The organism is Nocardioides sp. (assembly GCF_014360585.1).
Classification (GTDB): domain Bacteria; phylum Actinomycetota; class Actinomycetes; order Propionibacteriales; family Nocardioidaceae; genus Nocardioides.
Genome location: NZ_JACIXG010000002.1, coordinates 118442 through 143914, shown reverse-complemented (window position 1 = coordinate 143914; position 25473 = coordinate 118442). Strand labels below are relative to the sequence as shown.

Annotated in this window: 25 protein-coding genes; 10 read left to right on the top strand and 15 right to left on the bottom strand. The window is 69.8% G+C overall.

Annotation, left to right across the window (positions count from 1 at the left end; translation table 11 throughout):
* Positions 1–2: 2 nt before the first annotated feature.
* Complete coding sequence (locus H5T77_RS01510) at positions 3–824, top strand: crotonase/enoyl-CoA hydratase family protein (RefSeq protein WP_292644252.1); 822 nt, start codon at positions 3–5, stop codon at positions 822–824.
* Positions 825–970: 146 nt separating this feature from the next.
* The gene (locus H5T77_RS01505) at positions 971–1222 is read left to right on the top strand and encodes a DUF4242 domain-containing protein (protein ID WP_292644251.1); all 252 of its coding nucleotides are present in this window, start codon (positions 971–973) and stop codon (positions 1220–1222) included.
* 1 nt (position 1223) lies between these two features.
* Here H5T77_RS01505 and fadD8 read toward each other — a convergent pair whose 3' ends face one another.
* The 5 genes from fadD8 to H5T77_RS01480 all read right to left on the bottom strand — a co-directional run bounded on the left by fadD8 (position 1224) and on the right by H5T77_RS01480 (position 6813).
* Positions 1224–2819, bottom strand: coding sequence for a fatty-acid--CoA ligase FadD8 (fadD8, locus tag H5T77_RS01500; RefSeq protein WP_292644250.1), 1596 nt, complete (start codon positions 2817–2819; stop codon positions 1224–1226).
* A gap of 68 nt (positions 2820–2887) precedes the next feature.
* Positions 2888–3604 carry a PaaI family thioesterase gene (locus H5T77_RS01495; protein ID WP_292644248.1) on the bottom strand — a complete coding sequence of 239 codons (717 nt, stop codon included), beginning with the start codon at positions 3602–3604 and terminating at the stop codon, positions 2888–2890.
* A 14-nt stretch (positions 3605–3618) separates the two neighbouring features.
* Positions 3619–4866: an NADH:flavin oxidoreductase gene (locus tag H5T77_RS01490; RefSeq protein ID WP_292644246.1), complete on the bottom strand. Its 1248-nt coding sequence runs from the start codon at positions 4864–4866 to the stop codon at positions 3619–3621.
* A complete protein-coding gene (locus tag H5T77_RS01485) occupies positions 4863–5720 on the bottom strand; it encodes an SDR family oxidoreductase (RefSeq protein ID WP_292644244.1) in 858 nt (285 codons plus the stop codon). The genes H5T77_RS01490 and H5T77_RS01485 overlap by 4 nt, the downstream gene beginning before the upstream one ends.
* A gap of 43 nt (positions 5721–5763) precedes the next feature.
* Positions 5764–6813, bottom strand: a complete 1050-nt coding sequence (locus H5T77_RS01480; RefSeq protein WP_292644242.1) for an LLM class F420-dependent oxidoreductase — start codon at positions 6811–6813, stop codon at positions 5764–5766.
* 83 nt (positions 6814–6896) lie between these two features.
* Between H5T77_RS01480 and H5T77_RS01475 the strand changes: the two genes are divergently transcribed.
* The 3 genes from H5T77_RS01475 to H5T77_RS01465 are packed head-to-tail and all read left to right on the top strand — an operon-like array spanning position 6897 to position 10130.
* The gene (locus H5T77_RS01475; RefSeq protein ID WP_292644240.1) at positions 6897–7889 is read left to right on the top strand and encodes a Zn-ribbon domain-containing OB-fold protein; all 993 of its coding nucleotides are present in this window, start codon (positions 6897–6899) and stop codon (positions 7887–7889) included.
* 10 nt (positions 7890–7899) lie between these two features.
* The gene (locus H5T77_RS01470; protein WP_292644238.1) at positions 7900–8970 is read left to right on the top strand and encodes a thiolase domain-containing protein; all 1071 of its coding nucleotides are present in this window, start codon (positions 7900–7902) and stop codon (positions 8968–8970) included.
* Positions 8967–10130: a thiolase domain-containing protein gene (locus tag H5T77_RS01465; protein WP_292644236.1), complete on the top strand. Its 1164-nt coding sequence runs from the start codon at positions 8967–8969 to the stop codon at positions 10128–10130. Before H5T77_RS01470 ends, H5T77_RS01465 begins: the two co-directional genes overlap by 4 nt.
* A gap of 73 nt (positions 10131–10203) precedes the next feature.
* On the opposite strand, the gene H5T77_RS01460 is transcribed toward H5T77_RS01465, so the two are convergent.
* Positions 10204–11262: an oxygenase MpaB family protein gene (locus H5T77_RS01460; protein ID WP_292644234.1), complete on the bottom strand. Its 1059-nt coding sequence runs from the start codon at positions 11260–11262 to the stop codon at positions 10204–10206.
* Between the two features lie 107 nt (positions 11263–11369).
* On the opposite strand from H5T77_RS01460, the gene H5T77_RS01455 reads away from it, so the two are divergent.
* Positions 11370–12008 (top strand): TetR/AcrR family transcriptional regulator, encoded by a 639-nt coding sequence (locus H5T77_RS01455; RefSeq protein ID WP_292644232.1) that lies wholly within the window; start codon positions 11370–11372, stop codon positions 12006–12008.
* Between the two features lie 22 nt (positions 12009–12030).
* Here H5T77_RS01455 and H5T77_RS01450 read toward each other — a convergent pair whose 3' ends face one another.
* The 8 genes from H5T77_RS01450 to H5T77_RS01415 are packed head-to-tail and all read right to left on the bottom strand — an operon-like array spanning position 12031 to position 19913.
* Complete coding sequence (locus H5T77_RS01450; RefSeq protein WP_292644231.1) at positions 12031–13125, bottom strand: MlaD family protein; 1095 nt, start codon at positions 13123–13125, stop codon at positions 12031–12033.
* On the bottom strand, positions 13125–14183 hold the full coding sequence (locus H5T77_RS01445; protein ID WP_292644229.1) for an MCE family protein: 1059 nt from the start codon (positions 14181–14183) through the stop codon (positions 13125–13127). Before H5T77_RS01445 ends, H5T77_RS01450 begins: the two co-directional genes overlap by 1 nt.
* Entirely contained in the window at positions 14180–15226 is a 1047-nt protein-coding gene (locus H5T77_RS01440) for an MlaD family protein (RefSeq protein ID WP_292644227.1), read from the bottom strand. Before H5T77_RS01440 ends, H5T77_RS01445 begins: the two co-directional genes overlap by 4 nt.
* Positions 15226–16200 (bottom strand): MCE family protein, encoded by a 975-nt coding sequence (locus H5T77_RS01435; protein WP_292644224.1) that lies wholly within the window; start codon positions 16198–16200, stop codon positions 15226–15228. The genes H5T77_RS01440 and H5T77_RS01435 overlap by 1 nt, the downstream gene beginning before the upstream one ends.
* Complete coding sequence (locus H5T77_RS01430; RefSeq protein WP_292644222.1) at positions 16197–17234, bottom strand: MCE family protein; 1038 nt, start codon at positions 17232–17234, stop codon at positions 16197–16199. The genes H5T77_RS01435 and H5T77_RS01430 overlap by 4 nt, the downstream gene beginning before the upstream one ends.
* A complete protein-coding gene (locus H5T77_RS01425) occupies positions 17234–18262 on the bottom strand; it encodes an MCE family protein (RefSeq protein ID WP_292644220.1) in 1029 nt (342 codons plus the stop codon). Before H5T77_RS01425 ends, H5T77_RS01430 begins: the two co-directional genes overlap by 1 nt.
* Positions 18259–19092: an ABC transporter permease gene (locus H5T77_RS01420; protein ID WP_292644219.1), complete on the bottom strand. Its 834-nt coding sequence runs from the start codon at positions 19090–19092 to the stop codon at positions 18259–18261. Before H5T77_RS01420 ends, H5T77_RS01425 begins: the two co-directional genes overlap by 4 nt.
* Positions 19092–19913, bottom strand: a complete 822-nt coding sequence (locus H5T77_RS01415) for an MlaE family ABC transporter permease (RefSeq protein ID WP_292644217.1) — start codon at positions 19911–19913, stop codon at positions 19092–19094. Before H5T77_RS01415 ends, H5T77_RS01420 begins: the two co-directional genes overlap by 1 nt.
* 120 nt (positions 19914–20033) lie before the next feature.
* Between H5T77_RS01415 and H5T77_RS01410 the strand changes: the two genes are divergently transcribed.
* Both H5T77_RS01410 and H5T77_RS01405 read left to right on the top strand, forming a co-directional pair.
* Positions 20034–20657, top strand: coding sequence for a TetR/AcrR family transcriptional regulator (locus tag H5T77_RS01410; RefSeq protein ID WP_292644215.1), 624 nt, complete (start codon positions 20034–20036; stop codon positions 20655–20657).
* A 9-nt stretch (positions 20658–20666) separates the two neighbouring features.
* Positions 20667–21173: a GNAT family N-acetyltransferase gene (locus H5T77_RS01405; protein ID WP_292644213.1), complete on the top strand. Its 507-nt coding sequence runs from the start codon at positions 20667–20669 to the stop codon at positions 21171–21173.
* Here H5T77_RS01405 and H5T77_RS01400 read toward each other — a convergent pair.
* Positions 21164–22387, bottom strand: coding sequence for a cytochrome P450 (locus tag H5T77_RS01400; RefSeq protein WP_292644211.1), 1224 nt, complete (start codon positions 22385–22387; stop codon positions 21164–21166). The two genes, H5T77_RS01405 and H5T77_RS01400, sit on opposite strands and share 10 nt — an antisense overlap.
* Before the next feature lie 213 nt (positions 22388–22600).
* Here H5T77_RS01400 and H5T77_RS01395 point away from each other — a divergent pair, with 213 nt between their 5' ends.
* Both H5T77_RS01395 and H5T77_RS01390 read left to right on the top strand, forming a co-directional pair.
* Positions 22601–23764: a steroid 3-ketoacyl-CoA thiolase gene (locus H5T77_RS01395; RefSeq protein ID WP_292644209.1), complete on the top strand. Its 1164-nt coding sequence runs from the start codon at positions 22601–22603 to the stop codon at positions 23762–23764.
* A 57-nt stretch (positions 23765–23821) separates the two neighbouring features.
* On the top strand, positions 23822–25444 hold the full coding sequence (locus tag H5T77_RS01390) for a GMC family oxidoreductase (RefSeq protein ID WP_292644207.1): 1623 nt from the start codon (positions 23822–23824) through the stop codon (positions 25442–25444).
* Positions 25445–25473 lie beyond the last annotated feature (29 nt).

Genomic DNA, 25473 nt, shown 5'->3' with positions numbered 1-25473 from the left:
TTATGCCGATCACAGAATCTTCCGCCGGTTCCTCGGCCGAGGCCGCACCGCACGCGATCGTCGAGCAGGACGGCCACAAGCTCATCGTCACGATGAACCGTCCCGAGCGCCGCAACGCGCTCTCCTCCGAGATGCTGCGGATCATGGAGGACGCGTGGGACCGGGTGAACTCCGACCCGGAGATCCGGGTCTGCATCCTGACCGGCGCCGGCGGCTACTTCTGTGCTGGGATGGACCTGAAGGCGGCCGACGAGAAGCCGCCCTCGGAGTCCTTCGACGAGGGCTTCGACCCGACCGTGCTCAAGGGGCTCCTGAAGGGCTTCCGGCTCACCAAGCCGCTGATCGCCGCAGTCGAGGGTCCCGCCATCGCCGGCGGCACCGAGATCCTGCAGGGCACCGACATCCGGGTCGCCGGCGAGTCGGCCAAGTTCGGCGTGGCCGAGGCTCGCTGGTCGCTCTACCCGATGGGCGGCTCCGCGGTCCGTCTCCCCCGCCAGATCCCCTACACCGTCGCCGCCGAGCTGCTCCTGACCGGACGTACGCTGCTCGCCCCCGAGGCCAAGGAGCTCGGCCTCATCGGACACGTCGTCCCCGACGGCACCGCACTCGAGAAGGCCCACGAGCTCGCCGACATGATCGCCGCCAACGGCCCGCTCGCGGTGCAGGCCATCCTGCGTACGATGCGCGACTCCGAGGGCAAGCACGAGGAGGAGTGCTGGGCGGACGACGCCAAGGTCGGCGCCGCCGTCTTCGCCTCCGCGGACGCCAAGGAAGGCCCCAAGGCATTCCTGGAGAAGCGCAAGCCGGAGTTCAAGGGCCGCTGAGACCCGGCAGCATCCGCGGCAGCAGCCCGCGGCGCAGGACCACCTCCCCAAATGAAGGGGTGTTGAGGGCGTGACCCAGCGCCGGGTGACGCGGCGCTTAGCGTCGAGAGGCGGGAGTCACCCGCCATTCACCCGAGGAGCAGACCATGGCTCTCTTCATGGACGTTCACAACATCAAGGGCGGCGTCAGTATCGACGACGTCACCAAGGCGCACCAGGCCGACCTCGCCACCCAGGAAGGTCGCGGGGTCGACTACCTGCGCTACTGGGTCGACGAGGCCGGCGGCAAGATCTTCTGCCTGGTCGAGGCGCCGGACGCCGAGGCCGCCAGCGGAGTGCACCGCGACGCGCACGGCCTGGTCGCAGACGAGGTCCACCCGGTCAAGGAGGGATCTTGATCTAGGCGAAACGGGCGCGGAGGGCCTTCTTGTCCGGCTTTCCGAGGGCGGTCATCGGGATGGCGTCGACCTCGATGACCGACTTGGGCACGTGCACCGAGCCCTTCTTCTCCTTGACCAGGGCCTCGATCTCGGTGACGACCTCGTCGGAGAGGTCGGCTCCGGGGCGGGGGACCACCACCGCGGTCACGGCCTCTCCGAACTTCTCGTGCGGGGTGCCGATCACGGCGACCTGGGCGACGGCGGGGTGGGTCGCGACGACGTCCTCGACCTCGCGGGGGAAGACGTTGAAGCCGCCGGTGACGATCATGTCCTTGGTGCGGTCGACGATGTACCAGAAGCCGTCCTCGTCCTCCCGGGCCACGTCGCCGGTGTGCATCCAGCCATCGCGGAATGTCTCTGCGGTGACCTCGGGCAGCTGCCAGTAGCCACCGGAGAGCAGCGGGCCGGCGACGCAGATCTCGCCGGGCTCGCCAGGAGCGACGGGCTCGCCGTCGGCATCGAGCAGAGCCGTCCGCACCAGCGCGGAGGGGCGACCGCAAGAGGTGAGGCGGTCGGCGAGCGGCTTGCCGTCGGCATCGACGTGGTCGCCCTTGGCGAAGTACGTGATCGCCATCGGCGCCTCGGACTGGCCGTAGTACTGCGCGAAGATCGGTCCGAACCGCTCGATCGCCTCGGCCAGGCGCACCGGGTTGATCGCCGAGGCGCCGTAGTAGACGGTCTCGAGCGAGGAGAGGTCGCGGGTGCGGGAGTCGGGGTGGTCCAGGAGGGCGTAGAGCATCGTCGGCACCACCATGAGCGAGGAGATCCGCTCCCGCTCGATCGTCTCCAGCACCTCGGCAGGATCGAACTTCGGGAGCACGAACAGCGTGCCGCCCTTGATCACGACCGGGACGAAGAAGGCGGCACCGGCGTGCGAGAGCGGCGTGCACATCAGGAAGCGGGGCGCCTCGGGCCATTCCCACTCCGAGAGCTGCATCTGGGTCATCGTGGCGAACGACCCGGACAGCCCGATCACGCCCTTGGGCTTCCCGGTCGTGCCACCGGTGTAGGTGATCGAGGTTACGTGGTCCGGCGGCAGCAGCCGCGCTCGGAGGGGCTCGACCGGGTAGGTCGCCGCCGCGGCGACCAGGTCGACGCCGACGTCGGCCAGCTGCGGAGGCACCGGACCGATGGTGAGCACCTGCTTGAGATCCGGGCACAGCTCGAGCAGCTCCACCGCTCGATCGGCGAAGTAGGGGTCGATGACCAGGCCGGTGATCCCGGCGTCGTTGATGACGTACGCCTGGTCCTCGGCGCTCCCCAGCGGGTGCAGCGCCGTGCGCTGGAACCCCTGGGTCTGGCCCGCGCCGAGGATGAAGAGCACCTCAGGGCGGTTGAGCGCGAGCAGCGCGGTCGCCGTGCCGGTGCCGGCACCGAGCGCCTCGAATGCCTGGACGTACTGGCTGATCCGCGCCGCGACCTCTCCCCCGGTCAGGCTCACCGTTTCTTCGGAGGTCGAGCCTGTCGAGACCATCATGATCGGACGGCTCTTGTGGCGCTCCAGCGCCGAGACCATCAGATGACCGTTGTGGGGACCGATGCGGCTGGTATCCATGGCCGCACCTTACCGCGAAACTAGAACGTGTTCTAGATGGTTCGGGGGCCAGGATCGCCACTTGCCACTCAGGCGTCGCCGACGTGGTCCCGGTCCGCGGCAGCCATCGCCTCGCGTGCCCAGCGCGGCAGGATGAAGATCCCCTCGGCCTCGACGCACAGCACCGGCTCCGAGCCGTCGGCCGGCCGGGTCAGCAGCCGGCCGCGTACGACCGACTTCACACCTTCGCTCGACTCGATCCTGGCCTCGCCGCGCAGCGGACCGAGCGGGGTCCCATGCTTGTAGACGATCGTCAGGGTGCCGGTCATCCCGGGCCGGCCACCGGCCGAGGCGGCCTCGCCGAGCAGCTGGTCCAGGATCAGCGCCGAGACCCCACCGTGGACCAGTCCTGGCGGGCCCTCGTAGGCCGGGCCGAGCGAGAAGTCGGCCCAGACGTCCGTGCCGTCACGCTGGACCTCCAGCGGCGGGGCGAAGGCGTTCCCCTTCCCGACCACCGGGTTGCCGTAGTTGCGGAAGCCGCCGTCCGGCCCGAACCGGACCCCGTGCGGGCCCGGCAGCGCGTCGGCGAGCAGCTCATCGGTCAGCGCCTCGATCCGGCTGCGTACGTCATCGAGGACCGAGTCCTCGACCTGGGTGCGTACGACGGCGTCGACGAGCCTGCGCACCGAGTCGGTCAGCGGGACCAGGCTGGCCTCCCGCTCCTTGATCTCCGTCTTGGTCATGTCGTCGTGGACGTAGCCCGGAGGAGCCTTCGGGTGGTGGGCACGTCCGTAGTGCATCGACATCTGGGACCTCGCCTTCAGGATGGGGACAGCGGGAGCGGGTGAGCCTCACCGTAGACGTGCTCGGTGTCGAGGTGGCAGTGGGTCCCCGGATAGATGGTCGACATGCACAGGTTGCAGTGGGTGCACCCCGACACGGTCGCGGGGTCGGCCCGGAGCCGGTTGACCAGGTCCGGCTCGCGGAGCAGCGCGCGGGCCATCGCGACGTACTCGAAGCCCTCGTCCATCGCGGTGCGCATGCCGGACAGGTCGGTGACCCCGCCGAGGAGCACCAGCGGCATCGTGAGCGCGCGGCGGAACTCGCGGGCGCTGTCGAGGAAGTAGAGCGGCTTGTAGGGGTACTCCTTGAAGAAGCCCTTCCCCACCATCCTCATGCCCATCCTGATCACCGGGTGCAGCGGCATGTTCGCCGCCATCTCGCGGTAGGGAGCCTCGCCGCGGAAGAGATACATCGGGTTCATGAACGAGGAGCCGCCGGTGAGCTCGAGGGCATCGAGATGGCCGTCGGCCTCCAGGAGACGACCGAGCTCGACCGACTCCGGCAGGTCGAACCCGCCTCGGTAGCCGTCGCGCATGTTCAGCTTGGCGAGCACGGCGACCTGACCGCCGCCCACCTCGGCGACCGCCTCCCGGACGGCGGCCAGGATGCGGCGCGGGAAGGCGGCGCGGTTGGCCAGCGACCCACCGAACTCGTCGGTTCGCGGGTTCAGCCGCGGGCTCAGGAAGGAGCTCGGCAGGTAGTTGTGGCCGAGGTGCACCTCGATCGCGTCGAACCCGGTCTCGACCGCCATCCGGGCAGCGTCGGCATGCTGCTCGACGACCCGCGCCAGATCCTCAGCGGTGGCGGCCCGGTTGAACGCCATCCCGAGCGCGTTGAACGACCGCGCCGGCGCCAGCGACGGCGCTCCGTTGGACTTCGCGTTGGCCACCGGTCCGGCGTGGCCGATCTGGGCCGAGACCTTGGCGCCGGTCTTGTGGATCTCGTCTGTCAGCCGTCGCAGGCCGGCCAGCGCCGCCGGTCGCCAGTAGATGCAGTCGGCATGCGTACGTCCCTCCGGGGCCACCGCGAGGTAGGCGACCGTGGTCATCCCGACACCGCCCTCGGCGACGGCCAGGTGGTAGTCGATCAGCCGGTCCGAGACCAGCGCCCCGGGCGAGGCGCCCTCGAAGGTCGCCGCCTTGATCACCCGGTTGCGCAGCGTCACCGGCCCCAGGGTCGCCGGCGCGAGCGGATCGGTCGTGGCGCCGGTCGTGGATTCGGTCATGGGCGCGCCCTCCTGAACTCGCGCATCCTGCGCAGATAGCTCCGCAGCCGCCGGGCGGGCACGGGCCGCGGCCAGTCGTCGGCCCGGAACCACGCGTCGGTGCCGCCGTCGACCACGACCACGCTGCCGACCATGAAGTCCGCGGCCGGGCCGAGCATGTGGATCACCCAGTCGGCGAGCAGCCCCGGGTCGCCGTAGCCGCCGGCGGGAACCGGGAAGGATCTGATCGCCTTCGCCTCCTCCGGCGTCGAGAGCTGTCTCTCCAGCAGCGGCGTCAGCACCGCTCCGGGCGCGATCGCGTTGAGACGGATCCCGGCTCTGACCCACTCCGGCTCGACCGCACGCCGCCGCACCCAGCGGCTCACGGCGACCTTCGAGCCGCCGTAGGCCATCGCCGGCGCACTCTTCCCGAAGAACCGGTACGCCTTCAGCGCCCGCTCCGGGTCGCCCGCCAGCAGGGCCGCGACCGCCCGGCTCGGGACCAGCGGCATCGTCGTGCTCGAGTTGCTCGAGAACACCACGACCTTGGCATCGCCCGTCGCAGCCAGCGCCTCGCGCCACCCCTGGAGGAGCTCGACGACGCCGAAGTAGTTGACCTGGGTGATCAGGGCGGGCCGCTCGCGCCCCGGCGCCGGCCCGAGGCCGGCTGCCAGGACCGCGCCGTCGAGCCGGCCGCCGCAGGCGGCGAGCACCTTCTCGGTGGCGTCGCGGCGGCCCTCCGGTGTCGACAGGTCGGCCACGACATCGGCTTCGGCGATGTCGACGGTCACGACGCGATGCCCGGCCGCGGTGAGCCGCTCGACGACGGCGGCTCCCATGCCCGAGGCCGAGCCGGTGACGGCGTAGACCGCCATCAGCGGGCGGTCCCCGAGGATGGCCCCAAGGAGGGTATCGCCGTCATCCGAGCACCTCGGCGATGCGGTGGACCTCGGCGGCCGAGCCGAGGCTCAGCAGCAGCGTGGTCACACCGGTCTCCTCCCACTGCGCCGCCTTCTCGCGTACCTCGCCCTCGGTGCCGATGATGTGCAGGTCGTCGACGAGCTCGTCGGGGATGAGCGCGGTGGCCTTCGCCTTCTCGCCGGTCAGGTAGAGGGCCTGGACCTTGCCGGCGAGGTCGGCGTAGCCCATCCGCTCGAAGACCTGGTTGTGGAAGTTCTGCTCCTTGGCGCCCATGCCGCCCATGTAGAGCGCCACGAACGGCTTCATCGCGTCAAGCGCGGCCTGCTTCTCCTCCGCGTCGGCGACGACCTGGAGGTGACAGGTCGCGGCGATCTCGAAGTCGTCGGCCGTACGCCGCGCGCCGGGGCGCGCGAAGCCCTCGGCCAGCCAGTCGGCGTACATCGGGGCAGACCTGGGCGTGTAGAAGATCGGGATCCAGCCGTCGGCGATCTCGGCGGTCTGGGCGACGTTCTTCGGCCCCTCCGCGCCGAGCCAGATCGGGATGTCGGAGCGCAGCGGGTGCACGATCGACTTGAGCGGCTTGCCGAGCCCGACCGAGCCCTCGCCCGCGAAGGGCAGCGGGTAGTGCGGTCCGGCGTTGGTGACCGGCGCTTCGCGGGCGAGCACCTGGCGGATGATCGAGACGACCTCGCGGGTGCGAGCCAACGGTTTGCCGAACGGCTGGCCGTACCACCCCTCCACCACCTGCGGGCCGCTCACCCCGAGCCCGAGGACGAACCGGCCACCGGAGAGATGGTCGATGGTCAGCGCGTGCATCGCGATCGAGGTCGGAGTACGTCCCGACATCTGCACGATCGAGGTGCCGAGGCGGACCCGGGAGGTCTCCCGGCCCCACCAGGCCAGCGGCGTGAGCGCGTCGCTCCCCCAGGCCTCCGCGGTGAAGATCGCGTCGAACCCGGCCTCCTCGGCGGCGGCGACCAGCTCGCCCACGCCGGTCGGTGGTTGTGCGCCCCAATAGCCCAGCTGTAGCCCCAGCTTCACTCTCATCGACTCCTTCGTCCTCGGCTCCGCCGCCGATCGGCAGGGCGTACGGGTTGTGGCCAATACTAGAACGTGTTTCACTTTCTGTCATGAGTCGCACTCTTCAGGCACCCGTGACGGTCGCCTTCGACTACACCAGATCCACCGGCCCGGTGCTAGGGCGCTTCTTCACCGGCCTGAGGGACGCCACCGTCGTCGGCGGCCGCCTCAGCGACGGTCGAGTCGCGGTCCCGCCACCCGAATACGACCCGATCAGCCACCAGGCCGTCACCGAGTTCGTCGAGCTCCCGGACACCGGCACGGTCACCTCCTGGACATGGGTCAGCGAGCCCGTCGCCGGCCAGCCGTTCGACAGGCCGTTCGCGTACGCCCTGATCACCATCGACGGCGCCGACGTCCCCTGGCTGCACGCCGTCGACGTCGCCTCTCCCGACGAGATCGAGACCGGGATGAAGGTCCGGGCGAGATGGGCCGAGGAGCGGACCGGGTCGGTTACGGATCTCGTGTTCGAAGGGGACTCTGTTGGTCTCGACACGCCTTCGCCTAGCGGCTCCGGCGGCTCGACCAGCGCCGAAACGCTGGTCGAGACCAACACCGTCGAGGACGTGACCCGGATCGTGACGCCGGTCAGCCTCGACTACCACTACGCAGCCTCTCCCGAGGAGTCCTCGTTCTTCCGCGGCCTGGCCGAGGGCCGGATCCTGGGCCAGCGCTGCCCGAAGTGCCAGAAGGTCTACGTCCCGCCGCGCGGCGCGTGCCCGACCGACGGCGTGCCGACCGCGGAGGAGATCGAGCTCTCCCACGTCGGCACGGTGACCACCTTCTGTGTCGTGAACGTCCCGTTCCTGGGGCAGAAGATCAAGCCGCCGTACGTCTCCGCGTACGTCCTCCTCGACGGCGCCGACATCGCGCTGCAGCACCTGATCCTCGACATCCCGGCCGATGAGGTCCGGATGGGGATGCGGGTCAAGGCCGTCTGGAGGCCGCGTGACGAGTGGGTCACCAGCATCGAGAACATCAGCCACTTCGCGCCGACCGATGAGCCGGACGCGGACTTCGACAGCTACAAGCACCACCTGTGAGGAGCGCTCAGTGAGAGACGTTGCCGTCGTCGGGTTCGCCCAGCGACAGATGAAGGATTTCGACGGGTCGCCGAGCATGGCCGAGCTGCTCGTGCCGATCCTGGCCGAGTGCTACGAGCAGACCGGATGGACCAAGAAGGACATCGGGTTCTGGTGCTCCGGCTCCTCCGACTACCTGGCCGGTCGCTCGTTCTCGTTCGTGAGCGCGATCGACGCGATCGGGGTGCTGCCACCGGTCAACGAGTCGCACGTCGAGATGGACGCCGCCTGGGCGCTCTACGAGGCCTGGATCAAGATCCAGACCGGCGAGGTCGACACCGCGCTGGTCTTCGGCTTCGGCAAGGCGTCGGCCGGTGTGCTGCGCCGGACGCTGTCGATGCAGCTCGACCCCTACACGATGACGCCGTTGTGGCCCGACACCGTGTCCCTGGCCGCGCTCCAGGCACGCCTCGGGCTCGACGCCGGGCTCTGGGACGAGGCCGCCCTGGCCGAGGTCGTCAACCGGTCGCTGACGGATGCGGAGAAGAACGAGTACGCCGTCCGCGCCGGCGGCTCCTCGGTGAGCGAGCTGCTCGCCCGGCCGATGTTCGCCGACCCGCTGCGCAAGCACGACTGCGCGCCGGTGACCGACGGCGCGGCCGCGATCGTGCTGGCCGCCGGTGACCGCGCCCGCGACGTCCGCGAGCGTCCCGCGTGGATCAGCGGGATCGCGCACAGCTCCGACGGGCTCCACCTCGGCACCCGCGACCTGACCGTCTCCGGATCGGCCGAGCGGGCCGCCGCGGCCGTGGGCGGCACCGCAGGTGTCCAGGTCGCCGAGCTGCATGCGCCGTTCAGCCACCAGGAGCTCGTCCTGCGCTCGGCGCTCGGGCTGGGTGGCGACGTACAGGTCAGTCCTTCGGGCGGGGCGCTGGCCGCCAACCCGATGTTCAGCGCCGGCGCGATCCGGATCGGCGAGGCCGCCAAGCGGATCTGGGACGGCAGTGCCGACAAGGTGCTCGGCCACGCGACCAGCGGGCCGGCACTGCAGCAGAACCTCGTATGCGTGATGGAAGCAGAAGAGAACGGGAGAGCCAAGTGAGCAAGATTCCCGCGGCCGTGGTCGGGATCGGCCAGACCCACCACCGCGCCAAGCGCGAGGACGTCTCGATGGCCGGGCTGTGCCGGGAGGCGATGGACCGGGCGCTCGAGGACGCCGGACTGACCCTCGACGAGGTCGACGCCATCGTCATCGGCAAGGCACCGGACCTGTTCGAGGGCGTGATGATGCCCGAGCTCTACCTCGCCGAGGCGCTCGGCGCGGCCGGCAAGCCGCTGCTGCGCGTCCACACCGCCGGCTCGGTGGGCGGCTCGACCGCCATCGTCGCCTCCTCGCTGGTGCAGGCCGGCGTCCACAAGAAGGTGCTCACCGTGGCCTTCGAGAAGCAGTCGGAGTCCAACGCGATGTGGGCGCTCTCGGTGCCGATCCCGTTCGTCATGCCCGTGCACGCCGGCGCGGGCGGCTACTTCGCCCCGCACGTACGCTCCTACATCCGCCGCGCCAACGCCCCCTCGCACATCGGCGCGATCGTCGCGGCCAAGGACCGCAACAACGCGCTGAAGAACCCCTACGCGCACCTCCACAACGAGGGCACCACCGTCGAGTCGGTCCTGGCCTCGCAGATGCTCTGGGACCCGATCCACTACGACGAGACCTGCCCGTCCTCCGACGGTGCCTGCGCGATGGTGATCGCGGCCGAGGACGTCGCCAGGACGTACGAGGCTCCCGCCTGGATCCACGGCACCGTGATGCGCTCCGAGCCCACCTCGGCCGCCGAGCGCGACCAGGTGAACCCGCAGGCCGGCCGCGAGGCCGCGGCGGCGCTGTGGAGGGCGACCGGGATCACCGACCCGGCCCGCGAGATCGACTGCGCCGAGATCTACGTGCCGTTCGCCTGGTTCGAGCCGATGTGGCTCGAGAACCTCGGCTTCGCCGCCGAGGGCACCGGCTGGAAGCTCACCGAGGCCGGCGAGACCGCCCTCGACGGCAGCCTCCCGGTCAACATGAGCGGCGGCGTACTCTCTTCCAACCCCATCGGCGCCTCCGGCATGCTCCGATTCGCCGAGGCTGCCCTGCAGGTCAGGGGCCGGGCCGGCGAGCACCAGGTCGACGGCGCCCGCCGCGCCCTCGGCCACGCCTACGGCGGCGGCTCGCAGTTCTTCGCGATGTGGGTCGTCGGATCGGAACCGCCGAGCAACTAGCGCTCGCGCCTGACTCCGGGTCGGTCACACCTGGTGGGCGACCCGGAGTCACCGGTCGCAACCCCCGACGCAGTCAGCCAAGGGTCCCGAGGACGGGCTGGGACTCGATCAGACCCTCGTCGCTGGGCGCCTGGTGGTCCTCGAAGACGCGTGCTCGCTGACGCGCACGCAACTCGAGATGCGCCTGGGCCGGCTTGACGTACCCATAGCGCTCGCGTGCTTGGGCCGGAGTGAGCACGACCGGGTTCACGGGCGGGATGCCTTGCCAGAGAGGCTCGACGATCGGCAGGGTCTTCGGAGCGAGGGTGCCGAGGATCCACCGCTGCAGCGGGAGACTGCGATGGACGACCGCCATGATCACCTTCATGATCACGGTGACCGCCACGTCCGTCATCCGCGACTGCCGGATGTCGGCGAGCCGCCGCATGTGCCGTGGCAGCGTTGCGATCGTCGCCTTGCAGATCAACGCGTTCGCAAGCGGGCGGGCCAGACCCAGCAGCCCCTTGCGGGGAACGATCGCGTTCGTGCCGTTCAGCAGGTGGTGCATCATCCGCTGGGTGGCCTCGCTCGCGGCGAGCCTCGGGCGCCATGCCTCGAAGTACGCCCGCACCTCCTCACGCGTGCGCGGCACCGCGCCGGGGTCGCAGGTCTGGAATTCGGCCGCGATCGCACACTCTGCCCAGAACTGCTCGACCTCGGCGTCGGAGAGCTTGCCCGGACCGAACGTCTCGTAGGCGGTGAGGACCGAGTGCCAGCCGGTGACGAGGATCCAGAGCTGGGAGTCGGGGTCGTTGGCGTCGTACCGATTGCCGCTGACCGGCTCGATGCCGATCGCCTTGGAGTGGATCTTGACCAGCACGTCCGCCATCTTCGAGACGGTCCGGCTGTCCGCGAACGCCACCGCGGCGAAGTACTGGACCGTCCGGGCGTAGCGGGTGTCGAGCCGGTCGTAGTTCGCGCCGGTGTAGTGCACGGCGGCGAGCAGGTTGGGATCGAGCTCCTCGATCGTCACCGCGCGCACGATGCCCATCAGCGGGGCCGTGGGATAGCCCCACACCTTGTGGGTGATCGAGTCCGGCCCGAAGAAGCCGTAGTCCTCGTGCGGCGTGATCTTGCGGCTTTTCTTCTTCATCGCTCGCTCCTTGCGGGCTCGATGGTCTTGGCGCACCACATTAATACACTCGTGTAGGAATTTGCTACACCCGTGCAGGAACTGTCGAAGTCGCCTACGCTTGGGGCATGTCATCGACCGCAGCCGACCATGCGCAGCGCCGGCGCGCCCCTCACCTGGGCCCGGAGCGCCGCCGCCCCCAGGTTCTCGACGCGGCCCGGGCGATCGCGGTCACCGACGGGATCGGCGCGGTGACCATCGGCGCCGTCGCTACGGCGATGGGAGTGACCCGTCCCGTCGTCTACGCCTGCTTCTCGGATCGGGTCGAGCTGGTCGAGGCTCTCCTCGACCGGGAGTCGGCTCACCTGCTCGATGCGATCCTCGCGGCGCTGCACGGCTCCGCGGACCCCGACGATCCGGAACGGGCGTTCGTCGACGGCTTCCGGGCACTCCTCAACGCAGCGGCTGCTGCGCCGGACACCTGGCGCATCGTCTTCTCCGGCGAGCCCGACCCCGCCATCGCCGAGCGCTTCCGCGCCGCCAAGGCCCGTGTCCAGACGGAGGCGACCGAGTGGATCAGGCCCGCCATGGAGCGCTGGTGGCAGACCACCGACCTGGAGCGAAAGCTCCCGGTCCTGATCGATCTCTTCCTCTCGGCCTGCGAGTCGGCGGTGCGGTCGCTCCTCGACACGAGCAACGACTGGGGCCCCGACGACCTCGGCACTTTCGTCGGCAGGGCGGTCCACCGCGCGTTCGCCGACGCCTGACCGGCCTGCTTCCGCAGCCTCCCTAGCCGGTCGACTCCGGCGCGTTCTCCGCGCCGCGTACGACCCGGTCTGGAGGCGCGGAGCAGTGGCCGTCCTGATAGAGCGACCTCGGGGTGGTGTCGACGGCCGGATACCTGGGGCCGCCGTAGTCGCACTGGTAGTCCGTGTCCAGGACGAGACCGCCGTGGATGGCGCCGTCGTACATCGCATCCGCCAACGAGCGGATCGCGTCGGGATAGTCGGCCAGCAGCTCGCGCAGGTGCGGGTCGCGTACGACGAGGATGTCGGTGAGAGCGGTGGTGCGCTCCAGGGTCGGCGGCAGCGTACGGTCCAGCACACCGACCAGGCGAACGAGGTCGGCGAACTGCTCGGGGCCGCGGTCGAAGGCGCGTCGCAGCTCGGGGTCGGCCTTCTCCAGCTCGGCGGTGAGCAGGGCGAGGTCGTGGGTGACGGCGCGTACGTCGGAGGCGTGTCGGTCGCCGATGCGCAACAATGACTCGGAGTTCACCAGCACCCGCGAGATGGTGGGCCACTCCTGATCGAGGGTGACCAGCAGGACCTGGCTGCCCTCGACCAAGTCGGCGAGCTCGTGCTCGCGGCCGGCGAAGGCCGTGCGCAGGCCGGTGACCACGGTGTGCAGCTGATCGGGGTCGACCTGGTCCATCAGCTCATCAAGACTGACGACGGTGTTGGCCAGGGTGGTGGGCACGTCGACCGCCTCGGCGCGGACCCGGCTGCCGTCGTGGAGGTAGGGGCCGGAGTCGGTGGTGGGCTGGAAGTCGAGGTACTGCTCCCCCACCGGCGACAGGCTGCGCACCTTGGCAGGAGAGCCCTGCGGGATCTCGACACCCGGCTCCAACTTGATCCGCGCCTGGACACCACCGTCCTCGGTCAGCTCGACGGTCTCCACGACACCGGCCTTGGCGCCGCGGTAGGTCACCGACGAGCCTTCGTAGAGACCGCCGGTGCTCTTCAGATCGACGGTGACCGTGCTAGGCCGGGACAGGATCGGGACCTCGAGGGTGACCAGGAAGAGGTACGCCGTGGCCGCGACGAACACCACGACTGCAGCCCCGAAGCCGATGAACAGGGGCCGGTCGGTCGAACGGAGCGCCATCAGCTCACACCTCCGAGCCCGAGCAGGTCGGGCAGTCCGGGCGGCGGCTCGATCTGCGGCTGGTTGAATCCCGGCAACCCCTTAAGCGGTGGCAGCGGGTTGAGCGGGTCGCGCGCGATGGAGTCGCCGACGTCGACGCGGAGCTCGATCGGCAGATGGTCGGCCGGCACAACCTCGAGCAGCTGGTTGATCGCTGCGCTGAAGGTGTCCAGGCCCGGCCCGAGGTCACCGCTGATCCGGCTGACCTGGGCGAGGATCGCCCCGGCGTCGCGGACCACGGCGACGGTGTCGTCGTCCATCCGGTCGAGCACACCGTTGGCGTCGCGGGAGAGCCTGACCAGCCGGTTGAGCAGGGTGATGATCTGCTGCGTCTGGCGGCGAACGGTGCGAGCCGCCGGCCCGATCGCCGCCAATGCCTCGGTGATGGTCTCCTGTTCCTGCGCCAACATCACCGAGACCTCGTCGAGCGAGGTGAGCGCCCGGTCGATCTCTGCGGTGGTCCGGTTGGCCGCGGTCAGGAAGGTGGCGCTCCGGTCGAGCACCTGGGCCAGGTCGGTGCCGTCGCCGACGGCCCGGTTGAGCTCGTCGACGATCCGGCCCAGGTCTCCGATGCCGCCACCGTTGATGAGCAAGGATGCCGAGGCGAGTGCGTCCTCCACGGTGGGTGCCGTCGTCGACCGGGCCGGGTCGAGCCGGCCGCCGTCGGGGATCGATCTGCCGCCCTCGGGGGTGGTCACGTCCACGTAGACCTCGCCGAGCGGGGTGTCGTAGCGCAGCCGTGCCGCGGAGCGGTCGGTGATGCGTACGCCTTCGTCGACGCTCATCTCGGCCAGCGCCGAATAGCCGTCGGTGGACAGGGCGGTGACCCGGCCGGCGTCGACGCCGTTGACGCTAACCTTCGACCCGACGCTGAGGTTGAGGGCGTCCTCGAACGCGGCCTCCACGGTGGTCGCATCGTCACCGACGCGGGTGCCGGGCAGCGGCAGCGTACGGGCGTCGATGCCGCACCCGGTCAGCAGCAGGCCCGCGGCCGCAGCCATCACGACCGCCCGCTTCATGGCCGTCCCCCGGCGCCGAAGGCGCCCGGCAGAGGGTCGGTGCCGACGATCTCGCACACGTCCGAGAGCGCCTCGCGGCACCGGCCGGCGAGCTCCTCGCTGAGCGCGTCGGTGAGCGGAACCCGGAGCATCACGCCCCCTGGGGCGCGGGCCTGCTCGACGTTCTGCAGAGCCAGCGGCAGCACCTCGACGAACTTTTCGATGTCGTCGGTATGCGCCAGGATCAGGTCGAGCACCGCGTTGACCTGTGCCAACGCCGCTTGGAGGTCCTTGTCGTTGGCCTGGGTGAACCTGGCCAGCGCCTCGATCGCCTCCCGGGTCGTACGCAGCGTGGCGGTGAACTCCGTACGCTGCTCGGCGAGCAGGTCGGAGGTCGCGGCGACGTTCTCGATGAACAGCTCGACCAGCGCGTCGTGGGCCACCATCGCGCTGGTCAGCTCGTCGGTCTCGTGCAGGGCGGTGACAGCGGAGTCGGTGTGGCCGTTGATCGCGTTCAGGGCGGCGGCGAGATCGGCCAGGGCGGCACCGGCTCGCTGCCCGTTGGGGCCCAGGGTCTCCGCGCCGGCTTGGAGGAACTGGTCCACGCTCTTCCCGTCGCCGCCAGCGAGCCCGCTGCTGAACCGGTCCAGTGCGTTCAGGATGGCGTCGAAGTCGGCCGGGGTGCGGGTGCGCTCGCTCGCGATCAGGTCACCGTCCGCGAGCACCGGACCGCCGGAATAGCGCGGGGTGAGCTCGACGTAGCGGTCGTTGGCGACCGAGCGGGAGACGATCAGCGCCTGGGCGTCGGCCGGCACCGTGACGTCCTGGTCGAGCTCGAGCTCCACCTCGACTCCCGCGCCTGCCGGGGTGATCCGCTCGACCTCGCCGACCTTGACGCCGAGCACGCCGACGTCGTTGCCGACGAAGAGGCCTGCGGTGTCGGCGAAGGTGACGGTCACCGAGTAGGTGCTGGCGAACGGGATCGCGGCCGCACCCGTGCCGAGGGCGGCGACCACGGCGGCCACGATCGCGAGGTACCTGCCCAGCTTCGACGACGTCCTCATCAGCACAGCCCCTTCAGCTGGCAGGTCAGTCCGTCGGGCAGCGCGCGGTCGTCGGGCCGGATGTCGACCCAGGGGCCGTTGCCGGTGGCGTTGGCCAGGTAGCGGGCCGAAGGACCGAGTACGTCGAGCGCGGCGCCGAGCTCCTTCTCCTGGGCGCGCAGCCCCTTGATGACCACGGCCAGCTTCTTCAGCGCGACGTCGAAGTCCTGCTGGTTCGCGGAGACGACCCGTTTCAAGGTGGTGGTGAGCCGCTGGGCGTCGGCCAGCAGCCGGCGGATCGCCTCACGCCTGCTCTGCACCTCGGCCATGACCGCGTTGGACTGCTTCATCAGCGAGACGATCTCGCTGCTGTTTGCGTTGAGCCGGCCGGTCACGTCGGCGGCCGCTCGCACCAGGGCATCGGCCTGGTCGGCCCGGGTGAGCACGACCTCGGAGACCGCGGAGATGCCGTCGAGAGCGGCGGCGAGATCCGGCTGGGAGCTCGCCATCGTGCGACCGACCTCGTCGAGGGTGTTCGCAAGGAGCTCGGGGTCGAGCTCGTCGAGCGAGGCGCTGCCACGGTCGATGATGTCCTGCAGGTTGTAGGGCACGCTGGTCGCCGAGAGCGGGATGGTGTCCTCGGCCAGCTCTCCCCCACCGGCCGGAGTGACCGCGAGCAGGTGCGTACCGAGCAGCGTGGCGACCTCGATCTCGGCGCTGGTGCGGGCTCCGAGCCGGATATGGTCCTCGACGGTGAACTCCACGATCACGTCGCGGGCACCGAGCGAGATCGAGCGCACCTCGCCGACCCGGGCGCCGGCCACGGTCACATCCTCCCCGACCCGCAGGCCCGCGGTGTGCTCGAAGTGGGCCACGCAGACCCGTTCGCCGAAGCCGAGCGCCCCGGCACGGAAGACGAATACGACCGTCAGCGCGGCGAGCACGACGGCGACGATCCCGATCTTGAGCGGGTCCATGGTTCGTAGTGGAGTCATCCGGAGCACACCTCGGAGTAGCGGTCGTCGCTCTGTGGCAGCGCCAGCACGAGCTCGTCGACGGCGAAGTCGTAGCGGCAGACGTAGATGTTGAGCGCGTTGCGGTAGGAGGTGATCCTCCCCAGGGTCTCGACCAGCTGGGCGAAGGCGACCACGGCGCCCTTGAAGCTGGTCAGGTTGGTGGCGAAGGCGGTCACCGAGATCCGCAGGTTGTGGCTCAGCGTGCGGGCGGGAGCCTCGATCCGCGTACCGAAGTCGGCCCCCGTGGCCAGGAGCCCGGACAGCTCCTCGACGGAGGCGCCGAGGGCGTCGCGCTGCTCAGCCAGGCCCTTCATCAGCTTCTCCAGCTCGCGCACCGTGGTCTCGAACTCCTCCCCCTGCGCGGCCAAGTCGGCCAGGAAGGGGGTCAGGTTGGTCAGCACCCGCTCGAAGACCTGGTCCCGGGTGGCCACGAACCTGGTCAGCTCGGCGGTCTGCTCCAGGAGCACCGGGATGCTGCCGCCCTCGTCCTGGAGGACCTTCAAAATGGTGGCGGCGAGCTGGTTGACCTCGGCAGGATCGAGTACGTCGAAGAGGGGCCGGAACCCGTTGAGGAGCTCGGTCAGGTCGAACCCGGCGCTGGTCCGGCTCGCCGGGATCCGTGCCCCGGCGGCCAGCGGCTTCCCCGAGCCTCGAGTCTGCTCGATCCCGAGGAACCGCTGCCCGGCGATGTTCTGGTAGCGGACCGAGAGCCGCGCGGTGTCCAGCACCTGCTGCTTCCGGGACACCGTCAGCTCCACCGCCGCCTTCCCACCGGCGGTGACGGCGATGTCGGTGACCTTGCCGACGCTGACCCCGGCGATGCGTACGGCATCGTCCTCGTGCAGGCCGTTCACGTCGGCGAACTCGGCGGTGTAGGTGACCAGGTCGCCGGCTACCGGCGCCTTCAGGGTGCCGAGGACGAGCGCGAAGGCGAGCCCGGCGACCAGCGTGAAGCCTGCCAGCTTGAGATAGGTCGCGGTGGGGCGGCCCGAAGAGCCGCGCAGTCCGGACATCAGCAGTCCCCCTTGGTGCTGCCGTAGGTCGGGCAGTCGCGCTCGCGGGTGTAGTACGGCGGCGCCACCCGGTGCAGGATCAGGTCGAGCGCCGCCCGGCCGTCGCCGATGACGGTGGGGATCTCCTGGCCGATCTCACGGTTGGCTCGGAAGCTCTCCACGACGGCGCTCTCCCGGTTGTCGTGGACGGCGTCGGCGACCACCGCTGCCTGGTCCATCGCCTCGACCAGCTCGGCACCGTGCTCGTCGAGGAACGTCTGTGCCTCGGCCGTCAGGGTGAGCCCACCGGAGAGCAGCGCGGCGAGCTGCTCGCGCTTGGCGGCGATCGTCTCGGCGGTCGCGGTCCCGGACTCGAGCGCCGCGAACAGGTCGGCGGCGGAGGCCTCCAGGGTCTCCAGGTTGACTGCCAGGAGCGCCGCGGTGGACCGGATCGTGGGCAGGTCGGCCTCGGCCCGCTCCAGCACGTTCGCGGCGAGCTCGAGGGTCCGAGCGATGTCGTCGCCACGTCCGTCGAGACCGCCGGCGACCGCGGCCAGCGCGGCGTTGAGATCGGCGGGGCTAACCGCCTTGACCAGCTCGTCGATGCTGTCCAGGGCCTGCTGAAGCTCGACGGTGCCCTGGCGCAGATCCTGCGGGATCGTGCCGCCCGCCCATCTCCCCGGTCGGGAGCCGGTCGAGACCAGGTCGACGTACGCGGTGCCGAAGACGGTCGCGGGCAGCGCCCGCGCCGCGACGTCCGCCGGGAGCCGGTCGGCCGCCTCGCCGTCCAGCCGGATAGCGACCGAGGCCTTCGTGGAATCAGCGACCCGCGAGATACCGGTGACCGTGCCGATGATGACCCCACCCATCTTCACGTCCGCCCCGGGGCGCAGCGAGGCGCCCACGTCGACCATGGCGGCCCGGGTCGCGACGTCGTCGGAGAACGGGCGTCCGGAGAGCACGATCATCCCGGCGGCGAGCAGTCCGCAGGCCAGCACCCCGGCGGCACCACGTACGGCCAGGGTCCGGGGGCTCGTGGCGCGGCTCATCCCGAGATCCTGAAGCCCGGGTCGCCACCCCACATGGCGACGGTGAGCAGCATGTTGAGCACGACGATGACCACGAAGCTGGCCCGGATCGAACGGCCGGTGGCCTCGCCGACGTTGAGGGAGCCGGCCGAGACCGCTAGGCCGTACCAGCAGTGGATCAGCACCACGATCGCGGCGAAGATCAGGATCTTGACCAGTGAGAACCCGATGTCACGCATCGTCAGGAACTCGAGGAAGTAGTGGTCGAACTGACCCGGCGACTGGCCGAAGAGCATCACCACGGTCGACTCCGAGGCGATGTAGGAGCCGAGCAGGCCGATCGCGTAGAGCGGCACGATCGCAACCATCGTGGCGACCAGACGGGTGGCGACCAGGTAGTTGACCGGTCGCACCGACATGACCTCGAGCGCGTCGACCTCCTCGTTGACCCGCATCGCGCCGAGCTGGGCGGTGAAGCGGCAGCCGACCTGCGCACCCAGCGCGAGTGCGGCGACGAGTGGCCCGAGCTCCCGGGTGTTGGCAGTCGCCGAGATGAACCCGACCAGCGGCGCGAGCCCGACGAGCTCCAGCCCGTTGAACCCCTCGATCCCGAGCGAGGTGCCGACCGAGACCGAGAGCAGCACCATGACGCCGATCGTGCCGCCGCCGACGATGATCGCGCCCTTTCCCCAGCAGATGTCGGAGAAGTGCTGCAGGCAGGTGCGCCAGTGATGCACCAAGGTGGTCGGCACCGCCAGCAGGACGGCGGCGCTGAAGGTGAGGAAGGAGCCGAACGGCACCAGTGGGCTCCACCATCCGGTCGCCGGCCCGTCGGTCTCGACCGCGGCCATCAGGCACCACTGCCGGGGGCGAGCGCCAGGTAGCCCTGGGTGACCACCGCGTTCACCACGGCCAGCACGATCACGTTCAGCACGACGGTCTGGTTGACCGCGTCGGCGACGCCCTGCGGCCCGCCGGTCGCACCCAACCCCTTGTAGGCCGCCACCGTCGTGCCGATCAGCCCGAACAGCACCGCCTTGCCCTCGGCGAGCCACAGGTCGGCGCTCTGGCTGAAGTTGGTGAACGCGTCCAGATACGTGCCGGCGCCGACCACTCCCCGTCCGACGTTCATCACGTAGCCGGTCGCGATCGCGGCCACCGCCACGATCGCGGTCAGCATCACCGAGAGGAAGACGGCGGCGACGATCCTGGGCGCGACCATCCGCTGGACCGGGTTGGTGCCCATCACCTCCAGCGCGGCGATCTCGTCGCGGATCGCGCGCATCCCGAGATCGGAGCAGATCGCCGAGCCGACCACGCACGCGATGATCAACGAGGTGACCAACGGCGCGGCCTGGCGCAGCACCCCGACACCATTGACCGCGCCACTGAAGGACGAGGCACCGATGCTGTTGGCCACCGCACCGACCTGGATCGAGGTCACCACACCAAATGGGATCGCGACCAGGATCGTCGGCAACAGGGAGACGCGGGCCATGAACCAGGCCTGCTCGGCGGCCTGGGCCCAGTCGAACCGGCCGGTGACGATGTCCCGGGCGGCGTACGCACAGGCCTCGGCCCCCAGCGCGATGGTCTCCCCGACGGTCCTGAGCCCGTCGGAGAACCGGTGCCAGAGGCCGGTCGCCAGCCGTTCGGGCAAGGTTGCAGTCACCCGGGAACTCCTCCTCGTCGACGGGCGGCGTCAATTACTACATGCGTGTAGATTCGCACATCGTGTGGCCTGTGTCACCCCTTCCGTCGCGCGTCCTCCTACCCGTAACGTGCCCTCGTGATGGCCAACGACCAACCCGCCGGCAGGCGACGCTATGCGGCCCGGATGCCTCTCGACGAGCGTCGGGAGGCACTCCTGGACGCGGCGCTGCGCGTGCTCGGCCGCGACGGCTACGGCCACCTCACGATCAGCGCCATCGCCGCCGAGACAGGCGTGACCCGGCCGGTCGTCTACGACGCGTACGGGGGGATCGACCCGCTCCTCCACGCCCTGCTGGACCGCACCCAGCAGCGGGCCGCCGACGCGGCGCTGGCGCTCATCCCCGCCGGCGGAGTCCCGGTCGAGCTCGACCGATGGCTGCTCGAGGCGGCCGACGGACTCCTCCAGGCAGTCCAGGCGGACCCGGAGACCTGGCGCCCGGTGCTCGGACTGATCGACGGCGCGCCGCCGCTCGTGCGGGAGCGCATCGAGAGCACCCTGGTCCTGCTGCGAGGGTTCGTCGCCGACGTGCTCCGCACCAACCTCGGCCCCGAGAGCCAGCTCGACGTCGAGGTCGTCGCCCACTCGCTCGTCGCGCTGGTGCAGGAGTTCGCCCGGCTGCTCCTGGTGAGGCCCGACGAGTATCCGAAGGAGCGGCTGCTGGCGGCGTACGCCGGAATGCTGGCCCTGCGTCGCGCAACGTAGCCTTCGGGCATGAGCTATGCCGGACTGAGCAAGCTGCTGGCCGTGCCCGCCGGGTTCGAGGCGCCGCGGGTGCTCACCCACGGCGACCTGACCGCGCGGCCGCTGTCGCGCGAGTGCCTCGCCGACGACGTACGCGCGATCAACGCCGATCGGGACCTCATCAACGCCACCCGGGGCGGCGGCTGGCCGACCGGCCCGACGACGGAGGAGGACGACTACGTCGACCTCGTCTGGCACGAAGGCGAGTGGAAGGAGAACAAGTCGTTCTCCTACGTCCTGGAGACGCCCGCACTGGGCTACGTCGGCTGCGCCTATCTCTACCCGTTGGGCGTCCGGCAGGAGCTGAGCGAGGAGCTGGCTGCGTACGACGTCGACGTCAGCTGGTGGGTGACCACCGAGGCGTACGAGCAGGGGCTCTACGAGGTGGTCTACGAAGCACTGAAGAAGTGGGTGCCGGCGGAGTATCCCTTCCGCCGGCCCCACTTCTCCAACGTGGCAATACCTAATCAGGAGTAGGTGACCGGCATCTCCTTGATGCCGTTGATCCACGCGTGCCGCAGTCGGCGCGGGGTGCCATTGGGCTTCAGGTCGGGCATCCGGTCGGCGATCGCGTCGAACATGATCCGCACCTCCATCCGGGCGAGGTTGGCGCCGATGCAGTAGTGCGCGCCGTGGCCGCCGAAGGCGAGGTGCGGGTTGTGCTCACGGGTGATGTCGAAGGTGTCCGGGTCGTCGAAGACGTCCTCGTCATGATTGCCCGAGGCGTAGAAGATGCCGACGCGCTGGCCCTTCTTGACCAGCTGGCCGCCGACCTCGACGTCGTTGAGCGCCGTACGTTGGAAGACCGTGACCGGGGTGGCCCACCGGATCACCTCGTCGACCATCGTGTCGGGGCGCTCCTTCTTCCACAGCTCCCACTGGTCGGGGTGGTCGAAGAAGGCCTGCATGCCGTGGGAGATCGCGTTGCGGGTGGTCTCGTTGCCGGCGACCGCGAGCAGGATGACGAAGAAGCCGAACTCGTCATCGCCCAGCGCCCCGCCCTCAAGCTCGGCATTGACCAGCTTGGAGATGATGTCGTCCTTGGGGTCCGCCTTGCGCTCGGCGGCCAGCTGCATCGCGTAGGTCAGGATCTCTATCGAGGCGGCCTCGGGGTCCGCGTCGTAATCCGGGTCGTCGTAGGCGAGCATCTGGTTGGACCAGTCGAAGAGCTTGCGCCGGTCCTCCTGCGGGACGCCGAGAAGCTCGGCGATCGCCTGGAGCGGGAGCTCGGCGGCGACCTCTGCGACGAAGTCGCCCTCGCCCTTGGCCAGGGCGTCGTCGACGATGGCGTCGGCCCGCTCGACCAAGCGATCCTTGAGCGCGTTGATCGCACGCGGGGTGAAGCCGCGGCTGATGATCTGGCGCAGCTTGGTGTGGTCGGGGGCGTCGTGGTGGATCAGCATCGCGCGCTGGAGCTCCACCTGCTCACGGGTCATGTCGGGCGCGAACCGGATGATCACGCCGTTCTCGTTCGTGCCGAAGTTCTCGTTGTCCTTGGAGACGGCGAGGATGTCCTCGTGCTTGCTCACCGCCCAGAAACCGGTGTCGAGGAAGCCCGCCCGAGCCTCCGGCGTCTGCTCGACCCACCACACCGGAGCCGACTTGCGGAGCTCGAGGAACTCCTGGAGGGGGACGCGCTCCTCGTTGAGCACGGGATCAGTCGGATCGAAATCCACGGGGAGAGCGGTCACGGGTGTGCTCCTTCGAGGTCTTTTCTGTAACACGTTCTAGTTTATCGTCACACAGTGCCCCGCATCACACAAGGCTCAGTACACAAGGGTTGCGCCGAACGAGAACACGTTCTAATTTGGGACAATCGAGTGTCACCCGTGTCACGTCACCGGACGTGACGGTGCGCAACCCTGCACCAGCGACTTGTCGACACCCCTGAAGAGCGAGGTTCCATGGGCACGCCCGTCATCGTCGAAGCCGTCCGCACCCCCATCGGCAAGCGCAAGGGCTGGCTCGCCGGGCTCCACCCGGGCGAGCTGCTCGGTGCTGCCCAGGTCGAGGTGCTCAAGCGCGCCGGAATCGACCCTGACCTGGTGGATCAGGTCATCGGCGGCTGCGTCTCCCAGGTCGGCGAGCAGTCCAACAACATGGTCCGCCGCGCCTGGCTCCACGCCGGGCTGCCGATCCACACCGGATCCACGGTCATCGACGCACAGTGCTCCTCGGCCCAGCAGGCCACCCATCTGATCAACGCGATGATCGCCTCCGACCAGATCAAGGTCGGGGTCGCCTGCGGCATCGAGTCGATGTCACGGATCCCGCTGGGCGCCAACGTCCCCAAGGGCGCCGGCGACCCCCGTCCCGCAGACTGGAACATCGATCTGCCCAACCAGTTCGAGGGCGCCGACCGGATCGTCAAGAACCGCGGGTTCTCCCGCAACGAGGTCGACGAGTTCGGCCTGTGGTCGCAGGTCAAGGCCCGCCAGGCCCGCGACGCCGGCCACTTCCAGAGCCAGATCTTCGCCGTCGAGGCCCCCATGCTCGACGACGAGGGCAAGCCCACCGGAGAGGTGCGCACCGTCACCGAGGACCAGGGCATCCGGGACACCTCCCTGGAGAGGCTGGCCGGGCTGAGCCCGGTGCTCGACGGTGGCACCCACACCGCCGGCACCTCCTCGCAGATCTCCGACGGCGCCTCGGCGCTGCTGCTGATGGATTCGGCGCTCGCGGCATCGCTCGGTCTGAAGGCCCGGGCCCGGATCGTGACGTCCAACCTGGTCGGCTCCGACCCCTACTATCACCTCGACGGCCCGGTCCAGGCGACCGAGAAGGCGCTGAAGGACACCGGGATGACGATCGGCGACATCGACATCGCCGAGGTCAACGAGGCATTCGCCGGCGTGGTCATGTCGTGGGCGAAGGTGCACCAGGTCCCCGAGGAGAAGATCAACGTCAACGGCGGCGCGATCGCGCTCGGCCACCCGGTCGGCTCTACCGGCACCCGCCTGCTCACCGCCGCCCTCCATGAGCTCGAGCGCCGCGACGCCAGCACCGCACTGGTCTCGATGTGCGCCGGCGGCGCACAGGCGACGGCCACGATCATCGAGAGGGTCTGACTGTCATGGGCTGCGCGGTCTCGACAAGCTCGACCACCGGTCGGAGGAGGGTCTGAGATGGCCCGCGAGAAGGTCACCGAGGCCGAGTACGTCGTCGTGGGCGCCGGGTCCGCGGGCTGCGCGGTCGCCGGGCGTCTGGCCGCGGCCGGCAAGTCGGTCATCCTCCTCGAGGCCGGGAAGGTGGACAAGCGCAACTACCTGGTCACCAAGCCGGGCATGATCGGCCCGCTGCACGCCGAGCCACGGCTGAAGAAGCTCGTCGACTGGGGCTACCACACGGTCCCCCAGAAGCACGCCCGCAACCGCGAGCTCCCCCAGCCGCGCGGCAAGGTGCTCGGCGGCTCCTCCTCGATCAACGGCCTGCTGTGGGTCCGGGGCAACCGGGCCAACTACGACGCCTGGGCGGCCGAGGGCAACACCGGCTGGGATGCGGACTCGGTCAACGAGGCGTACCGAAGGATCGAGGACTACGAGGGCGGCGGCTCCGACTACCGCGGCACGGGCGGGCCGATCAAGGTCATGAAGCACCCGCGGCCGACCGAGGCGTCGCTCTCCTTCCAGCGTGCCGCAGCCGAGACCCTCGACGTGAAGGTGCTCGACGACTACAACGCCGCCGAGCAGGAGGGCGTCTCGACGTTCCAGCAGAGCGCCGTCGACGGGCTGCGCTACTCCGCCTCGCGCGGCTACCTCCACGACCAGCAGCTGACCGGCCTGACCACGCTGACCCAGGTGCACGTCTCCAGGGTCGTCGTCGAGAACGGGCGGGCCACCGGTGTCGAGATCCAGACCAGGCAGGGTCCGCAGACGATCTCGGCCACGAAGGAGGTGATCGTCTCCGCGGGAGCCTTCGGCTCGCCCCAGCTGCTGATGCTCTCCGGGATCGGGCCTGCCGCCCACCTCGCCGAGCACGGGATCACCGCCGTCCACGAGCTGCCGGTCGGCGACAACCTGCACGACCACATGTTCGTGCCGACCACCTGGGAGATGCCGACCGCACTGCACCGCGGCACCGCGGCCTACTTCGGCAAGGCGGTCCTCCGGGAGCAGACGGTCGGGAAGTCGATCCTCGGTCACACTGTCTTCGAGACGGTCGGTTTCGTACGCACCTCGCTGGCCACCGACGTACCCGACCTGCAGCTGCACGTGCTCCCCTGGGCCTACCCCTCCCCCAACCAGGACGCCCCGATCCGGCACGCGGTCGACCCACGAGCCGCGCTCACGGTGATGTCGTCGCTGATCTATCCGCGCTCGCGGGGGACGCTGCGACTGCGCAGCGCCGACCCGACCGCCGAGCCGCTGATCGACTTCAACTATCTCGCCGAGCCAGACGACAAGCGGGTCCTGCTCGAAGGCGTCGAGATGATCCGCGAGATCATGGCCTCCCCGGCCTTCGGCGACCAGGTCAAGTCGGAGATCCACCCCGGCCGGTCCATCGACGCCGAGGCGATGAAGGACGAGGTCACCAACCGGGCGACCTCGATCTACCACGCCGTCGGCTCCTGCCGGATGGGCGTCGACGAGCGGGCCGTGGTCGACCCACGCCTCCGCGTACACGGTATCGACGGCCTCCGCGTCGCCGACGCCTCGATCATGCCGTCGATCATCGGCGGCAACACCAACGCTCCCGCGGTCATGATCGGTGACCGCTGCGCAGCCTTCGTCCTTGACGAACATGCGTAGAGCCATTCTTGACGGAACCGACAACAGCT